This window comes from Protofrankia sp. CiP1_Cm_nod2 (assembly GCF_920664355.1).
GTDB lineage: Bacteria > Actinomycetota > Actinomycetes > Frankiales > Frankiaceae > Protofrankia.
This window is the reverse complement of sequence record NZ_CAKKTL010000115.1, coordinates 1-15,962: the sequence shown is the minus strand read 5'-3', so window position 1 is coordinate 15,962 and position 15,962 is coordinate 1. Positions and strand designations below refer to the sequence as shown.

The window sequence follows — 15,962 nt, the reverse complement described above, 5'->3', positions numbered from 1 at the left end:
TCTCGACATGTCCGCTGATGAGAAGGCGAGCTACGTAGCCAAGCTCGCCGGCGAGTTCCGCATCCTCGCCGAAGTGGGGTACAAGGATGGGGAGAAATCGGAACGGCTCTCCCCTAGCCAGTGGGTCGAGAGTATCGAGAAGGATCTCGGCGCGGGCGCGGACCATGTGATCCTTGAGGCCAGGGAGTCAGGCTCAAGCGGGATCTGCCGGCCGGATGGGCGGTTGCGGATCGGGCTGATCGAGGACATCCTCCGGTCTCCTGTTCCGACGGACCGTCTCATCTTCGAGGCTCCCACCAAGACTCTGCAGGCCTATTTCGTCGACCGGCTTGGCCCCAGTGTCAACCTGGCGAACATCGCGCTGGCTGAGGTCATCGGGTTGGAGACGCTCCGGCTCGGACTCCGTGCCGACACCATGGCAGTGGCCGGTGCGTGAGAGCACGGATGCCTTCCACCTGGCGGTTCCGGCACGTGACCTGGCCGAGGCCGAAAGATTCTACACTGCACTGGGCTGCCAGGTCGCCCGCCGCTACGACGACCGGGTTACCTTCAACTTCTTCGGAGACCAGCTTGTCTGCCACCACTCGCCGGACGAGCCGATCGTCGAACCAAAGCTCTACCCCCGCCATTTCGGGGTCACGTTCAAGGCCGCAGCCGATTTCGAGGCGTTGCTCAGAATCGTGGATCTGCGCGATATCTCTGTGTTCCAGAAGGTGCAGCTTCGCTTCGAAGGAACCGCAGAGGAACACCGCACCATCGCGCTCATCGATCCGAGCCAGAACCTGCTCGAGTTCAAGCACTACGCCGACCCTAGGATGATGTACTGATGGCGCCGCCGTTCCTGGCGGAGGTCCGGGCCATCTGGGCGGAAGTACTTCAGCTTGCCGAGGTGGATGCCGAAACGCATTTCTTCAGCGCGGGAGGCGATTCCCTGGCCGCGGTCGACATGGTGGCGAAGCTGACCGCGGCGGGCGTTCCCGCCTCTCTCGCCGAGCTCTACGAGAACCCGAGGGCCGGTGGGTACGCGGCGACGCTTGAGACCGCGACTCCCGAGGCGAGCTTGAACGACATGGGAGACCTCGTCTCCGAAGCCCAGCTTGAGCGACTTCTCCAAGAGCAACGAGTACGCAGCTTCGGCGGTATGCTGCCACGGTTCGTCATGACGCGGATCTTGCCCGGAAGGATTGATCCGGCCGTGCTGCGCACCGCAGTGCGGGCGACGGTCGAGGCACACCCCCTGCTCCGGGCCTGTTTTGTAAAGTCCGGCGGCGTCTGGCGTGTCCGGCACCTGCCTTCGTCGGACGTTCCCGTCATCCAACGCATGGTGGCGGATCTCGATGCGGCGATTGCCGCCGAGGCAAGTACGGACCTCGATCTCTGGCGGCCTCCGCTGTTCCGTGTAATTTGCTTCGAATCCCCGGACGGCGACGGTGCCGTTGTACTGCGGCTGCATCATCTCCTGGGCGACGACCTGTCGATGCGGCTGGTGGCGCGGGAGATCTTCGACCGCTGCCGAGGAAAGTCGGTGCCTGAGCGAGGAGAAGGGACGTTCACGCATCTCGTCAGTACAGAGCAAAGCCACCTGACCGGCCCGTCCGGGGAGCAGCGCCTGTCCTACTGGCGGGAGATTCTCGGGGGCTCCGCCGTCCGTGGCGTCCTTCCTGGTTTCCCCGACCGTCCGGAGCGCCCGTCCTACCAGGCCGCAACCGCGACATGCGATGCTCCGCTGCCGCTCGGCCCGACCGCACGTGCCCTTGGGACGACACCGACCTTGGTGCTGGCCGGTGCCTTGGCGCTTCACCTGCGCCGAAGTCACGGATCGGCACCGGTTCTCCAGCTCTGCTATGCGAACCGGGATGGAACCGGTGCCCACGAGGCCGTCGGCCCGTTCTTCGACGCTCTTCCCTTGGCCCCGGCCCTGGACGGAGCGGTGGACCCCGGCATGGTGTTTGAGGCCGTCAACCGTGCCTGGTCGGGTGCCCTTCGCCACAGGATTCCGTCCGCCGCGCTCATCCGTGCTCTTCAGCCGGACGCCTATGCGCAGGTGCCGATGGCCCCGTTCGTCCTGCTGAACGTGCTGGAGAGCCGCCAGATTGGCCCAGAGCAAACAGTCCCGCACGACGTGGCATTCCCCGGCCTGACGTTCGAGGCGGGCGAGAAAAAACTGCATCTCCGCTATGAGGAGGACTGGTTGCCCAGCGCCCTGGTCGCGGACCTGCTCGACGGCTGGTCCCGGATGCTGACCTGGGCGGCCGGTGGCTGAGCGACGCGGAAGGCTCATCCTCTGGTGGGCGGCCGCGCAAGGTGTCTCATTGCTCGGTACCTGGGTCCATGCTGTGGCCAGCGCGTGGTTCATTCTCGGCCGGTCGGGGTCCGGCACCGCCCTCGGCCTGGCATTCGCCCTCCAGTTCCTCCCGCTGCTCGTGCTTGGCCCGTTCGGCGGTGCCGTCGTCGATCGATTCGGCCGACGCAAGTCGCTGTTCGTCAGCCAGGTGGCGTTCGCCTGCCTGTCGCTGACCTTGGGGATACTCGCCGCCACCAGCGCGCTCGAGTTGTGGACAGTCTTCGTGACGCTGCCGCTCATGGGCCTACTGGATGTCGTCGATTTGCCGGCCCGGGACGCTTTCGCCGGTGAGCTGGTGGCCGACGAACATCTGGTCAAGGTCACTGCGGTCGGCCCGGTCCTGGCGGATGTGGCCCGTGCACTCGGGCCGCTCGCGGGCGGGCTTCTGATGACCTCGTTCGGGCCGGGCTGGTGCTTTATTGGGAACGCGTTCTCCTACCTCCCTCTGATCGTCTTCCTGGTTCTCGTTCGGCCGGTGAGCCAAACCGGGCGGCGGGCCGCGGAGACGGACGTCCGGACGGCGACCGGCCTCATCGCCGGGGACCGGGCACTGCTCGTGCCACTGGTCATGGTCTTCCTCTTCGGAGGTTTCGCCTACAAATTCATGGTCACGCTGCCGGTGCTCGCCGCGGAGTCCTTCGGTGGCGGACCGTTAACGCTCAGCGCCTTCCTTGGCGCGCTGGCCATCGGATCGGTCGCCGCGGGTCCGCTGGTGGCACGGTCGGTCGAGCCGACGCAGGAAGTGATGGCGCGCTTCGCACTGGCGGCAGGGTGCGGGCTGATGCTCGTCGTGTTATCGCGTTCGCTAGTGACGGCGTCCGCCGCTCTCACCGTCACGGGGGCGGCGTGCACGGCCTTCCTCGCGGTCGGCAACGCGACCCTGCAGCGCGCCACTCCCGCGGCCATGCGGGGCCGGATCCTCGCGTTCTGGTCGATTGGCCTGCTCGGCACCGCACCGTTAACCGCACCGGTCCTCGGCTGGGCGGGGGAGCACCTCGGGCCGCGCTGGCCCCTCGGGATCGGCGGCGTGGCGGTCTTGGCCGCAGGCACCGTCGGCCTGTGCATTCGTGCACAAAGAAAGGTATCCACGTCGTGAACACACTTCTGAGCGCTCTGTACGCTGGGGCCGCCGAGCTCCGCACGGATTCCGGCCGCCTTGCCTCGGACGACTTGGCCGCCGCCGTGGGTGCGGTTGCCGCCCGAGTGGCGGGTGCCAGAACCGTCGCGGTCGCCACTACGGACCCGCAGGCTACCATGATCGCGGTTGCCGGAGCGATTGCTGCAGGCGCGGCGGCCGTGCCCATCAGCCAGGGAACGGCTACGGAAGAGCGTCGTCACATCCTCGCCGACAGCGCTCCCGATCTCGTCCTCGACGAGGTTGAGCCGGGCGCGCACGCTCCTCTCCCGGCCCCACTCCCGGCCGACGAGTCGCCCGGGCTGATCCTCTATACGTCAGGCTCGACGGGACGACCTAAGGGCGTGGTCCTGTCTCGGCGCGCGATTGCCTTCGGCCTGGACGCCCTGTCCGGGGTTTGGGATTGGACCGCCGACGACGCGCTGGTGCACGCACTGCCCCTGACACATGTGCACGGTCTAGTCTTCGGCGTCCTCGGCCCGCTCCGGCTCGGCTCTCCGCTGGTCTACACCGGCCCGATGCTCCGGCCGGTTCTGGGAGGAACCATCTATTTCGGGGTACCGACGACCTGGGGTTCGCTCGCTGACGCTGCGGTCGAGGAATTGTCCGGCGCACGTTTGCTCGTCTCGGGGGCCGCGCCCTTGCCCAGAGCGACTTTCACCCGGATAGCACGCATCTCCGGACACCTGATCTTGGACCGGTACGCAATGACCGAAACGCTGGTCATCGCCTCGCCTTCGCCCTCGGATCCCGATCGTGCTCCAGGTTCGCTCGGTCGCCCCCTGCCCGGCGTCGAGATCGTCCTGCGTGATGCGGGGATGCCCGAGGAAACCGGCGAGGTCCTGGTACGAGGGGACAGCCTGTTCTCCGGATATCTGGGCCGTCCGTCGACGCTGCTGCCGGACGGCTGGTTCCCGACCGGCGACCTCGGCCGCCTAGGTGACGACGGGACGCTTTCCCTGGCCGGCCGCTGCGCCACCGACATCATCAAAACCGCTGGATACCGGGTCGGCGCTGGTGAGGTCGAAGACGCCCTGCTCAGCCACCCCGCGGTCACCGAGGCCGCGGTGGTCGGTCTCCCAGACGACTGGCTCGGCGAGCGAGTCACCGCCTGGGTCGTGCTCTCGGAGGAGGTGTCCGCCGAGACGCTGAACGAGCATCTGTCGGAACGGCTGAGCCCGTTCAAGCGGCCACGTGCCATCCATATGACCACCGCCCTGCCACGCAACCAGCTCGGGAAGCTTCAGAAGAACCTCCTCAAAGAAGGGTGACAACAGTGGCTATTGAGGCTTTCCTTTACCATTTTCACGGTCTGGAATCGATTGACTTCTCCGCGCTGAAGCCCGATGAGCTGCCCCACCTCCAGAAGCTCGCAGCCGACCGTAACCTCGAAATCCTGCCCACGGTCTACCTGCGTAGGGAGGCGTTGCCTAGATTCGCGGAGACCGTGCGCGAGTACCACCGCCTTGCAGCGGACGTCTTGCTGCCGAACATCGCTGGATTCGCTGTAGAGGGACCGCTTCTTGGGCCGCAGGGCGGTATCCCGCGCTCAGGGCGTTGGCGTCCGGACAGCACCGAATGGCGATCTCTTGCTGAGCTCGGCCCACTCGGCCTCAAGTACGTGGTACTCGCGCCAGACGCCCTCGCGCTCGACGAGGAGATTGAACCCGGTTTCACTTTTGCGAACCTGCTGACGGAGTTCTATGACCGGGGTCTGCGCGTGGCGCTCGGCCACTTCCACCGGGACGATCCGCAGCAAAGCGCACGGCGCCTCAACGAGGTGCTGGAGTTCCTTCACCCCCGATACAGCCCATCACCGAACCTGATCCTCACTGACCACCTGTACAACGACATGCCTCGCTCCTTCACCCATGCCTGGCGCACTCCGGAGGAACGGACCCGCAGGGACAAGGAACTGACCACATTTCTTCAGCACGACTGGGAGACCGCCGACCTGACCGAGCTACTCGGCCCGGTTCCGGCCGCGATGCTGGCGGCCGCCCGCACCGGCCTCCTGCAGCCATGTCTGAACTTCGACGGCCATCATGTTGACCTGGAGATCTGCCGGAAGACTTTCGCGTACCTCGGCGCAGACCGGCTGATTGCGTTGACGGACCATACCGAGGTACCCATCCTGGCTGACGAGGACCTGGTCCGTGACGGACTTTCCGAGCTCTGGCTGCGCGACGACGGCGCGGTCGCCGCAGGTGGCTCCAGCTACCGGAGCCAACGGCGGAACATGCTGTCGGTGGGCCTCTCGGAAGAGGATGTCAACAAGCTTTTTCTCGCCAACCCGAAGACAGCCGTCACCTACGCCGTCACTTCCCGGTGACGATTCTGGAGGCCCTGCTCGCGGCCCCGCTCCCGCATGTGCAGCCGTCCGATGCCGCGCGTGTCCCGGCGATCATCTTGGCGGCGGGGGCCGGCCGACGTCTCGGGCCGATTAGCATCCACATCGCCAAGCCGCTTGTGCCCGTGTTGAACGTCCCAATGTTGTACTGGACATCCGCCCGGCTGCAGGCAGCCGGGGTTTCCTCGATTATTGCTAATGTCCATCATCTGGCTGACCAGCTCGGGCTGGCCGCCCGGAGGCTGCGGGATGGCGGAATCGACCTTGAGCTCGTCGCCGAGCCCCGGCCCAGCGGCCCGGCGGGTGGTGTGGCGGCGTGTCGTCCATTGTTGCCCACGGGCTCCGAAGTCCTGGTAGTCAGCTGCGATGCCTGGAGTGACCTCGACTACGCCGCGCTGGTTATGGACCATCGCGCACACGGCGCGGATCTGACGATTGCCGCGGCCAGCGTGCAGGACCCCAGCCGATTCGGTGTGCTTGACGTGAACAGCGGCGGGCAGGTGACCGGGCTCCGGGAAAAGCCCGCGGATGCTCCGTCGGGATCGGTCGTGAGCTGCGGTGTCTATGTGCTCAGCGCCCGGGCGGTGCGGGCGTTGAATCCGCCGGAGGACAGTGAGTACGACTTCAAGGACGTGGTTCCGATGCTACTGGCTACCGAACACACGGTGCGGGCCCATCTCTTCGACGGGATATGGATTGATCTCGGGACTCCCGTATCTCTTCTGGCTGCCAATCTCTGTGCACTCGGAGACGTGCCGGTCCTGCTGGCCGAGGGTGCGCGGATCGGCGAAGGGGCTGTTCTCGAACGGGTCGTCATCGGCCCGGGCGCAGTGGTCGGGCCCCGAGCAAAGGTACGGGACTGCGTCCTGCTGCCCGATGCCGTGGTTCCAGAGGGCGAAAGCGTCATTGGGGAGGTGCTGGCTTGATGCGGGTACTTCTGCTGACCTCTGGCTTTCCGCCCACTACAGGCGGTGCGGAGAGTTACGCGAGCGTGCTGGCCGAGGGTTTGACCTCGCGTGGCCATGACGTCATGGTAGTCACCGACCGGGTGGCGGGCACGAGTTTGACAGCTGAACGTGACCGCTTGCGGGTCCGGCGACTTTCGGAGTACCGGGAATTGCTTACGGATCCGAGTAAGCTGCCCTGGGAGCAGATGGTTTTCGGTCTGCTGCCCGAGCTCGCCCGCGCTCTGGCGGGATGGTTCCCCGACGTCGTCGTCGCGAACAATCTGGAGACGACCGTTCTCGGCAGGATCGTCGCCTCCGAACTGGACATTCCGCTGGTCGGTTCCTACCACGAGCACAAGCCCGAGACCGAACCGTTCGGCCGAGGAAAGATTGCGCTGGGCTACCGCAGCCTCGCACCCGACCTTGTGCTGGCAGGGTCCGAGTACTACCGTGCCCGCGCCGCGAAGCTGCTGCCGCCGGAACGGATCCGGCTGATCCACCACGGGGTCGACACCGAACTGTTCCACCCCAGTCGTGACGGAGGACCGTTCCGGCGCCGGTACGGGTTGGGCGACGGGGAGTTCCTCTTCGTCACGGTCGGACGGCTCAAGGAGCGGAAGGGGCACCTCGGTCTAGTCCGGGCGTTCGCCCGGGTCGAGGAGCCGGCCCGGCTGGTGATTGCCGGAACGGTCAGCTCGGCGTCCACGCAGTACGCCGGGGCGCTGGAAGCGGAGGTCGACCGCCTCGGCGTGCGCGGGAGGGTGATGATCGACCGCGAGGTGGATCACAGCCGGGTACCGGACCTCCTCGCGGCCGCCGACACTGTCGCCCAGCCGAGCCTGTCCGAGGGACTCGGCTTGGCGCTGCTGGAGGCCATGAGTTCGGGCCGACCCGCGGTCGCCACCAGGATCGGGGGCTTCACCGAGATCCTCGCGGCCGGAGCAGCCGGGCCTCGGGCCGGTCTCGTCGAACTCGTGGATCCCGACGACGCCGAAGGCCTCGCTGGAGCTCTGCGACGGCTGCGGGCCGACGCAGAGTTGCGCTCCCGGCTGGGTGCCGCCGCCCGGGGACATGTGGTCAAGCATTTCTCCCAGACCGTGATGATTGACCGGACCGAACAGGTGCTCCACGAGGTCGTCGGATGATCTCTCAGGTGGTCATCGTGGCGGGCGGGCCAGGTACCCGGCTGGCCGGGATGCTGCCCGGATTGCCCAAGGTCCTCGCTCCGGTCGGGGGCCGTCCTTTCCTCGGGCACGTCCTGGATCTCCTCGCCGTGCAGGACATCCCCTCGATCCATCTCTGCCTGGGCCACCGCGCCGACCAGGTAATCGCCTACCTGGAGGAGCGCCCCCCGGACAGTCTGAAGGTGACCGCATCCGTCGAGGACACGCCGCTGGGCACCGCCGGTTGCCTCCGCGAGGCCAACCTGGAGGAGGAATTCGTCCTGTTGCTGGGCGACACCTACACCCCGGTCGACCTCGCTGGGCTAGTGGAGCGCTGGTACGCCACCGGCCGGGAGGCCGCCATGGTCGTCCTGCACAACCAGGACCGGCTCGTGCCCAGCAACACCGAGGTCCGGGACGGCCTTGTCGTCCGGTACGACAAGGCCGCTGAGGGGCTCGAGTACGTCGATTACGGCATCGCTTTGCTGCGGCGCGCCTCGCTGAGCCGCCTCCCGCCTGGCCCCGCGGACCTCGGAACGCTCTTCCGGTCGCTGATCGAGGATGGTGAGCTCGCGGCGCTCGAAGTCCATCAGCGCTTCTACGAGATCGGCTCGCCGGTGAGCCATGCCGAGTTCGCGAGGCTAGTGGACGGACGCCCGCCGAAGCAGCGGATCAGCACCCGCCAGGTCTTCTCAAGCCCATGGATGCAGTTGCGTGAGGATGAGGTCCGCCTCGCCGATGGCTCCATCGAGCCGTTCGCGATGGTCACCCGGGCGGACTCGGTGCTGGTCCTCTGCCGGCTGGATGACGGTTCCCTGGTAATGACCCGGCAGTTCCGATACGCGGCGGGCCGATGGAGTCTCGAGTTGCCGCAGGGCGGAGTGCTTCCCGGCGAGTCGGCCACGGATGCCGCGCTCCGTGAGCTCGCCGAGGAGACAGGCTGGATCGGCGCCGCGCCGCGGGTCCTGGCGGAGCGGTTGTACGAGGCGGCTGACTGGGCGGCGCAGAGTTTCGCTGTCGTCGAGGTCAGAGCCGTACGCCGGGACGTGGCGCGGCTCGAGGCCGGCGAGCTCGGTGCCGAGACCTGGTGCGTCCCGCCCAGCCTGCTTGCCCGGCACATCGCGGACGGGTTGGTCTTCGACGCAGCGACCCTCGCTGCCCTCTTGCTGCACCGATCGGATCAGAAAGGTGAGGCCGAAGCATGAAGATACTCGTCACCGGGGCGGCAGGGTTCATAGGCTCCCATGCCGTCCAGACCCTGGCGGGTCTCGGGCACGAGGTCATCGCCACGGACCTCGTCGACCCGCTTCCGGGGACGCCCGACCAGGTCGCCTACCTGCGGGGAGAACTCGCAGACGTGCTTCCTCGAGCAGTGCCGGGAATTCAGGAGGTCTGGCACTTCGCGGCCAATGCCGACATCCCGCTCGGAGCCCGGGACACCGGGATTGACTTCCGCTCCTCCGTGTGGATTACCCAGCAGGTGCTCGAAGCGATGCGCCAAGCCGGGGTTGGAACACTTCTCTTCCCATCCACGAGTGCGGTCTATGGCAATGGGCTGGGCCCGGTCGTCCGCGAGGTGGACGGTCCTCTGCTGCCAGGCTCACTGTACGGGGCGGGGAAGCTCGCCTGTGAAGGCTTGATCTCCGCCTATACCGGGCTTTTCGGTATTCGCGGGCTTGTCTTCCGGCTAGGCAACGCCGTCGGCGGCGGGATGAGCCGGGGAATCATACGCGATTTCATCGCCAAACTCGACCGGGACCCCACCGTCCTTTCCGTCCTCGGAGACGGCAGGCAGCGCAAGTCCTACGTCTTGGTCGACGATGTGATTGCAGGAATGCGGTACGTCGCCGACCTGCCCGCAGGGACCGGAGCCGAGGTCTACAACCTCGCCGCCGGTGGAAGCCTTTGTGTGGCGGAAGTGGCGCACGCCGTGGCCCGTGCCCTGCGATTGCCGCCGCCGGAGCTCAGACCGAGTTCAACGGACCTGTCCTGGCCGGGAGACCAGCCAGTGGTCGAGCTGGACATTGAGAAGATCCTGGCGACCGGCTGGCGGCCTCGGCTGACTGCGGCGCAGGCCGTCACGGAGGCGGTCCGACGGCTCATCGCAACCCGGGAGCCCGCGTGACCGAGGCCCTCGCCATCGTACGGACCCCTCTCCGGTTGACGCTCGGAGGGGGCGGCACCGACCTGCCCTTCTACCGATCCCGGTTCGGAGGCGACATGCTGACTGTCGCCATCTCGCTGTGCGTCACCGTTGTCGGCCGGCTTGGCCGCCTGGACGGTGGCCACCGGTTCTCCCACGACGTCACAGACATCACCGCGGCGGGGGCTGAAGTCGGCAATCCCTATCTACGAGAAGCGCTCCGACTCACCGGAACCGATCGGCCCTGTGAGATCACCTCGATGGGGCCCGTGCCGCCAGGGACCGGGCTCGGCAGTTCGGGCGCGTTCGCGATCAGCCTGCTGGGCGTCCTGCACGCACTGGCCGGGCGCGAACCGTCCCCCGTGGAGCTCATCGAACAGGCTCACGAATTGGAAGTAGGCCGACTTGGCATGCCAATTGGTAAACAGGACCACTACGCCTGCGGGCTAGGCGGGCCGCGCCGGCTAGTCATCGACACATCGGGAACGGTAACCGCGACGCGGATCGTGGCTACTCCGAGGACGCTGCGACTGTTAGACGAGCGCTTGCTGCTTTTCTATACCAGACGGCGCCGCGACAGCGTGGCGCAGCTCGTGGTCCCGACGGCTGGCACTGAACTAAGCCGCCGGATCGAGCAGCTCGACCACATCCGCAAGCTCGGCGACGAGACCCGCGTCGCGCTTGAAGCCGGACGGCTGGACGACATCCCACCACTGATGAGGGAACACTGGCACATCAAACGGCAGCGCGAGGCCTCGGGTCTCTGGGACGACTGGCTCAGCGCCGCGCGTGCCCAAGGAGCGGAAGCAGGCAAGATCGTCGGTGCGGGTGGTGGCGGATTCCTGCTCGTCTACGCAGGTCCCGACACCCATCCCAGGGTGATTGCCGCGCTGCGCGACACCGGACTGGTCCACGTGCCTTTCACGTTCACCGATAAGGGAACCGTCACCACCCGCCTAGGAGGACGACCTTGACGGGCTTCAGCAAGCAGTTCTTGGACGAGCTGGCGGCCATATCCGGACGGCTCGACACCGCCCTCGTCGACGAGCTCGCCGAGCGGCTCGGCGAGGTGCGGGACACCGGCGGCCGGCTGTTCATCCTCGGGATCGGCGGCGGTGCCGGCAACGCCGGGCATGCGGTCTGTGACCTGCGCGGGCTGGCAGGGTTTGATGCCTATGCACCGACCGATAACCCGGCTTCGCTCACGGCGTTGACCAACGACCACGGGTGGCGTTACGCGTTCTCTCGCTGGCTCGAGGACAGCCGGCTTGGGCCTCGGGACGCGGTGCTGGTGTTCTCAGTGGGCGGCGGCTCCGAGGATCCGCCGGTGAGCGTGAACCTTGTGGAGGCGGTGCGGCTTGCGACCGAGCGGGGGGCATTCGTCTGCGGGGTGGTCGGCCCGGACGGCGGCGAAACCGCGCGCCTGGCCGACGTCTGTATCCGCGTGCCCGTCGCAGATCTGACCTTCCGCACCACCCACACTGAGATCATCCAGTCGGTCGTCTGGCACATGCTGGCGACCCATCCCCGGCTGAACACCGTCACGCCGCTCTGGGAGACGTTGCGCCCATGAAGCCAAAGGCGATCATTTTCGATCGGGACGGCGTGCTCAACCGGCTCTGGCACGAACCCGACCTGGGTACGGTCGATTCCCCGGCCCGTCCCGAACAGGTCCGGCTGATGCCCGGAGCGGCAGAGGCTGTGGCCCGAATCACTTCGGCCGGCGTCCCCTGCGCGATCGCGTCCAACCAACCGGGTATCGCCAAAGGGAAAATGACAGCTCGGCTGCTCGGTCAGGTGACCCGGACCTTGCTGGACCGTCTCGAAGCCGAAGGCGGCCGGATCGATCACGTCTTCTACTGCCTGCATCACCCGGACGCCTCAGTAACCAGGCTGCGCGTCGACTGCCCTGACCGCAAGCCGCGCCCGGGCTTGCTGCTGAAAGCGGCTGCCGTGTTTGGCGCCGCCCCCGCCGACTGCTGGTTCATCGGGGACACGGGAACAGATGTCAGGGCGGGCAGGGCCGCGGGATGCCGCACAGCCTGGCTCGGTTCCGCTCGATGCGATCGGTGCCCGACACTCGCTGGCACACGCCCCGACCTCATCGCGGACAACCTTCCCGACCTCGTCGGCTCGATCCTCTACAAGGACTTCTGATGCAGCTCTTCCTCGACAGCGCCGACGAAGCGCAGATCCGCTACTGGCTACGGCAGGGGGTCCTGGACGGCGTGACCACCAACCCGACTGTGCTGCGTCGGGCTGGCGTCACGGACCGTACGGGCACGCTTGCCAAACTGAGTGACCTGGTCGCGCCCGGCCCCCTGCACGCGGAGGTCACCTCTGCCGCCGGTGGAGAACTTGTCAGCGAGGGTGTGGAGCTGCACCGCCTCGCCTCGAACATCGTAGTCAAGGTGCCGGTGCTTACTCCGGAGGGCGAGCCGTGTCTCGCCGAGATCTCTACACTCGCCGAGGCGGGGGTCCGGGTCAACGCCACCGCCTGCCTGTCGTTCGGGCAGGTGGCTCTGGCAGCGAAGGCGGGTGCCGCGTACGCCAGCGTGCTCGTCGGCCGGATCAACGATGAGGGCGGTGACGGACCTGGGGTCCTAGCCGCATGCCGGCGCTGGATCGACGACTGGCGGCTGCCGGTCCGGCTGGTTGCGGCGAGCGTGCGCGGTGCCGCTGACGCGCAGCGGAGCATGACGGCTGGCGCCCACAGCCTGACGCTGCCGCCGGACGTTCTCTCGGCCCTGGTCGATCACAAGTACGCACGCCACACCGTGAAGCAGTTTCTACAGGACGCCGGAGCGCCGCATGGTTCATAACGGAGGAGAATGATGAGCGATCTGTCCACGCCTGAGCGGATATGGTTCGATGGGGCGGTGCGCCCCTGGCAGGACGCCCGGGTGCACGTCTGGAGCGAGGTGGTGTTGCGGGCGGCGAGTGTCTTCGAAGGACTGCGGGGTTACTGGAACGAGGCCGAGTCACGGCACTACTTCGTCCATGTCGAGGACCATGTCCGGCGGTTAGCCGAGTCGATGCGGGTCGTCCGTATTCCCCGGCCGATCCAGGTGGAGGAGGTTACCCGGGCGCTCGGCGAGTTGGTGGCCCGCCTCGGCTATCGCCAGGACGTTTATGCCCGCCCGACCGTCTACCTTGAGCAGGGCAAGTACACCGTCGGAGGTTCTGCCGAGGACTGCGGTTTTTTCCTGCCAGTCTTCGAGTCGGCGCGCGCGGACTCCATTGAGCAGGGACTCACCTGCCAGGTCTCGTCGTGGCGGCGGTCGGACGACTCCACCGCCCCACCCCGGGTGAAGGCCGCCGCCAACTACTACAACCTGCGACTCGCCCGGCTCGAGGCGACGACACACGGGTACGGGGAGGCCATCCTGCTGAACCCTGAGGGCAGGGTGGCCGAGACCGGTGGCGCCTCGGTGTTCGTCATGCGTGGCGGACGGGTCGCGACACCGCGGCTGACCTCCGGGATCCTTGAGAGCATCACCCGGCGCAGCGCAATCGAACTGCTCGCCGAAACTGGTACCGAAGTCGAGGAGCGGGACGTTGAACGCACTGAACTCTACCTCGCCGACGAAGTGTTCCTCGCCGGAACCCTGTGCGAGATTACGCCGGTCACCGGCATAGACGGACTCGACGTTGGAGGGCGCAAGCCCGGACCGCTGACCCGGGAGCTGCAGGAGCGCTATTACGACGCCTGTCGGCAGGGAAAGGACGACACCCGAGGCTGGCTCACCGCCGGACCAATGCTGTGAGATACCTGCGTCGTGACGAGGATAGCGCGCAGACCGGGCCGCTCAGACTGCTGGCACGGCAGGGGCGCGAGTTCGTCCGTGACATCGGGCTTGCATGGCGACAGGGGCTGATCTGGCCGGTTCTCGAGTTTCACGTGCGGCTAGTCGCGGGCCGTCCGGGGGATGGTCGGGCACACCGCTGGGTGCGCGTCGCGGTCGGCAGACGGACCGCACGATGCCATTTGCGGGCCGGGCTGAGCGATCTGTTCGTGCTCCGGGAGGTCTTCGTGTACGGAATCTATGAGTTCCCGTATGAGGAGGCCGGGGGAGAGGTCCGTACCGTGCTCGATCTGGGGAGCAACATGGGCGCCTCGCCCTTGTATTTCAGCCTGCGCTTCCCCAACGCCCGGGTGGTGTGCGTCGAGCCGGTCCCAGAGAACGCGGAGGAACTTCGCGTGAACGCGGCGGCCAACGGGTTCGATTGGGTGGTCGAGCAGGCTGCAGTGGCGGGACAGCCGGGGGAGGTGCGGTTGTTCCCGAGTGGCTGGTGGGCGTCAAGCTCGACGACCCAATCGGTGGCCGAGGCACGCACAGCATTCCGGCACCGGCCGGAGCGCGACCTCGCGCTACCTCCGCTGGCGGTGCGGGCGGTCACCGTAGACCAGCTGCTGGACGCCGCCGGTTGGGAGAGCGCCGACCTGCTGAAGGTGGACGTCGAGGGGGCCGAAGAGCAGATCTTGCTCGATGGGCGTCCGGACTGGCTGCGCCGCGTGCGGGTGCTGGCGCTGGACATCCATGCGAAGTACGTGAGCAGGGAGCGGATCGTGGCCCGCCTCGCAGAGTACGGTTTCTCCGCTGCGGCGGACCACGGACCCCATTCAGCAATCTTCGTCAGGAGGTGAAGTGGCCGCCAATGATCGTGTAACGGGGCTGCTCGCCGGTGCCGGAACCGTCGAGGACCAGATGGGCCGCGTCGCTGGGGTGCTGTTCGGCGAAGTAGCGGTCCTCGGCGGGCATCCACTCCTCGACCCACTGGGAGCGGGCGGCTTCGCCGTCGCGCTCCAGTCCGCGGGCGAGGCGCAGCCCGCGGTCGGCGGTGCAGAAGATTCGATGAGTGTAGAAGGACCGAAAGCGGGCCTCGGTGCTGTAGATCCCCTCAATGATCACCGGGACTGCGGCGGGCACATCCACCCAGTCGCCGAGACGGTCGTGGTCCCAGTCGTACCGTTGGTACTTGGCCTGCGACCTCCCGACGACCGGAGAGAGGACCTGGTCGCGCAGCCGGTCGAGGTCGAACTGCGCCCCCGGGACGAAGTCGCCGGATGGTCGGATCGTCGATGGCAGGTAGAAGTCGTCTCCCTGGACGACCACCGCGCCGAGAGCCCGGGCGAGCGCCACGGCGAAGGTGCTCTTTCCCGCCGCGCCAGGGCCGTCTACGCCAATCAGCGGAAGATCGACTTCTTGGCGGATGCGCTCGGCAAGTGTCCCGAGGTCGAGCAGTTCTGTGGAGCGGAATCCAGTAGTTGTCATGTACCGATCAAACCATAGTTCCAGACGTAAGATGGATTCTTATCCAGTGGATTCTAAAATGCCAAAATCAATACTTTTCGATGTTGGAATGACACTTATTCATGTCAATGGGGACGTGCTTTCCGGGTGCTTTGCGGAGGAAGGTGTGCAGGTTGACCCCAGCGACGCCGTCGCCGCACTCGTCCTGGCCGCGGAGGCCCGCCACCTCGACTACCCGCGAGGGGCGGATGGGGACGGCCGGGTCGCCCGGCACCTTGGCTTCCTCCTCAACGTCGTTTCAAGCCGCGCGGAAGCGGCCTTTGCTCGCGCACTTCGCCATCCCGAACTATACTCGGTCCTTGACCCGGGCGCTCACGCGACGCTCGCTGAGCTGAAGGAACGGGGTGTGTGCCTGGCCGCGGTGGCCAACGCCGATGGCCGATTGGAACAAGAGCTCGGCGCCTTTGACCTTGCTCGCTATTTCGACGTGTTGGTCGATTCCCAAATGCTTGGGGTGGAGAAACCCGACGCGAGGATATTTGATTGCGCTGCCGAGCGGCTAGGCGTCCCACTCCAACATTCCTGGTACGTCGGAGACGGGCTTGTCAACGATGTACTCGGAGCC

The 15,962-nt window shown here is 66.8% G+C and carries 18 protein-coding genes; 17 read left to right on the top strand and 1 reads right to left on the bottom strand.

Going from position 1 to position 15,962, the window contains the following annotated elements; translation table 11 throughout:
- The 16 genes from NBW84_RS14080 to NBW84_RS14005 form a co-directional block, all read left to right on the top strand.
- Positions 1-436, top strand: a 436-nt coding sequence (locus NBW84_RS14080; protein ID WP_250285186.1) for a phosphosulfolactate synthase, incomplete at its 5' end; no start/stop codon positions are given.
- Positions 429-827 (top strand): VOC family protein, encoded by a 399-nt coding sequence (locus NBW84_RS14075; RefSeq protein ID WP_250285185.1) that lies wholly within the window; start codon positions 429-431, stop codon positions 825-827. The genes NBW84_RS14080 and NBW84_RS14075, both read left to right, overlap by 8 nt.
- Positions 827-2,263: a condensation domain-containing protein gene (locus tag NBW84_RS14070; RefSeq protein ID WP_250285184.1), complete on the top strand. Its 1,437-nt coding sequence runs from the start codon at positions 827-829 to the stop codon at positions 2,261-2,263. Before NBW84_RS14075 ends, NBW84_RS14070 begins: the two co-directional genes overlap by 1 nt.
- The gene (locus NBW84_RS14065; RefSeq protein WP_445548716.1) at positions 2,256-3,440 is read left to right on the top strand and encodes an MFS transporter; all 1,185 of its coding nucleotides are present in this window, start codon (positions 2,256-2,258) and stop codon (positions 3,438-3,440) included. Before NBW84_RS14070 ends, NBW84_RS14065 begins: the two co-directional genes overlap by 8 nt.
- Entirely contained in the window at positions 3,437-4,750 is a 1,314-nt protein-coding gene (locus tag NBW84_RS14060) for an AMP-binding protein (protein WP_250285182.1), read from the top strand. The genes NBW84_RS14065 and NBW84_RS14060 overlap by 4 nt, the downstream gene beginning before the upstream one ends.
- Positions 4,751-4,755: 5 nt before the next feature.
- Positions 4,756-5,811 carry a hypothetical protein gene (locus NBW84_RS14055; protein WP_250285181.1) on the top strand — a complete coding sequence of 352 codons (1,056 nt, stop codon included), beginning with the start codon at positions 4,756-4,758 and terminating at the stop codon, positions 5,809-5,811.
- On the top strand, positions 5,808-6,755 hold the full coding sequence (locus tag NBW84_RS14050) for a sugar phosphate nucleotidyltransferase (protein WP_250285180.1): 948 nt from the start codon (positions 5,808-5,810) through the stop codon (positions 6,753-6,755). The genes NBW84_RS14055 and NBW84_RS14050 overlap by 4 nt, the downstream gene beginning before the upstream one ends.
- Positions 6,755-7,921 (top strand): glycosyltransferase family 4 protein, encoded by a 1,167-nt coding sequence (locus NBW84_RS14045; RefSeq protein ID WP_250285187.1) that lies wholly within the window; start codon positions 6,755-6,757, stop codon positions 7,919-7,921. The genes NBW84_RS14050 and NBW84_RS14045 overlap by 1 nt, the downstream gene beginning before the upstream one ends.
- On the top strand, positions 7,918-9,144 hold the full coding sequence (locus tag NBW84_RS14040; protein ID WP_250285179.1) for an NUDIX domain-containing protein: 1,227 nt from the start codon (positions 7,918-7,920) through the stop codon (positions 9,142-9,144). Before NBW84_RS14045 ends, NBW84_RS14040 begins: the two co-directional genes overlap by 4 nt.
- Positions 9,141-10,064, top strand: a complete 924-nt coding sequence (locus tag NBW84_RS14035) for an NAD-dependent epimerase/dehydratase family protein (protein ID WP_250285178.1) — start codon at positions 9,141-9,143, stop codon at positions 10,062-10,064. The genes NBW84_RS14040 and NBW84_RS14035 overlap by 4 nt, the downstream gene beginning before the upstream one ends.
- Complete coding sequence (locus tag NBW84_RS14030; protein ID WP_250285177.1) at positions 10,061-11,056, top strand: GHMP family kinase ATP-binding protein; 996 nt, start codon at positions 10,061-10,063, stop codon at positions 11,054-11,056. The genes NBW84_RS14035 and NBW84_RS14030 overlap by 4 nt, the downstream gene beginning before the upstream one ends.
- 20 nt (positions 11,057-11,076) lie before the next feature.
- Positions 11,077-11,655 carry an SIS domain-containing protein gene (locus tag NBW84_RS14025; RefSeq protein WP_250285176.1) on the top strand — a complete coding sequence of 193 codons (579 nt, stop codon included), beginning with the start codon at positions 11,077-11,079 and terminating at the stop codon, positions 11,653-11,655.
- Complete coding sequence (locus NBW84_RS14020) at positions 11,652-12,239, top strand: D-glycero-alpha-D-manno-heptose-1,7-bisphosphate 7-phosphatase (protein ID WP_250285175.1); 588 nt, start codon at positions 11,652-11,654, stop codon at positions 12,237-12,239. Before NBW84_RS14025 ends, NBW84_RS14020 begins: the two co-directional genes overlap by 4 nt.
- Positions 12,239-12,904, top strand: a complete 666-nt coding sequence (locus tag NBW84_RS14015) for a transaldolase family protein (protein ID WP_250285174.1) — start codon at positions 12,239-12,241, stop codon at positions 12,902-12,904. Before NBW84_RS14020 ends, NBW84_RS14015 begins: the two co-directional genes overlap by 1 nt.
- Before the next feature lie 12 nt (positions 12,905-12,916).
- Entirely contained in the window at positions 12,917-13,849 is a 933-nt protein-coding gene (gene ilvE, locus NBW84_RS14010; protein WP_250285173.1) for a branched-chain-amino-acid transaminase, read from the top strand.
- Positions 13,846-14,730 (top strand): FkbM family methyltransferase, encoded by an 885-nt coding sequence (locus NBW84_RS14005; RefSeq protein ID WP_250285172.1) that lies wholly within the window; start codon positions 13,846-13,848, stop codon positions 14,728-14,730. The genes ilvE and NBW84_RS14005 overlap by 4 nt, the downstream gene beginning before the upstream one ends.
- On the opposite strand, the gene NBW84_RS14000 is transcribed toward NBW84_RS14005, so the two are convergent.
- Complete coding sequence (locus NBW84_RS14000) at positions 14,720-15,358, bottom strand: uridine kinase family protein (RefSeq protein WP_250285171.1); 639 nt, start codon at positions 15,356-15,358, stop codon at positions 14,720-14,722. The genes NBW84_RS14005 and NBW84_RS14000 overlap by 11 nt on opposite strands.
- Between NBW84_RS14000 and NBW84_RS13995 the strand changes: the two genes are divergently transcribed.
- Positions 15,297-15,962: HAD family hydrolase (locus NBW84_RS13995; protein ID WP_445548715.1), on the top strand; the 666-nt coding region annotated here is incomplete at its 3' end. The genes NBW84_RS14000 and NBW84_RS13995 overlap by 62 nt on opposite strands.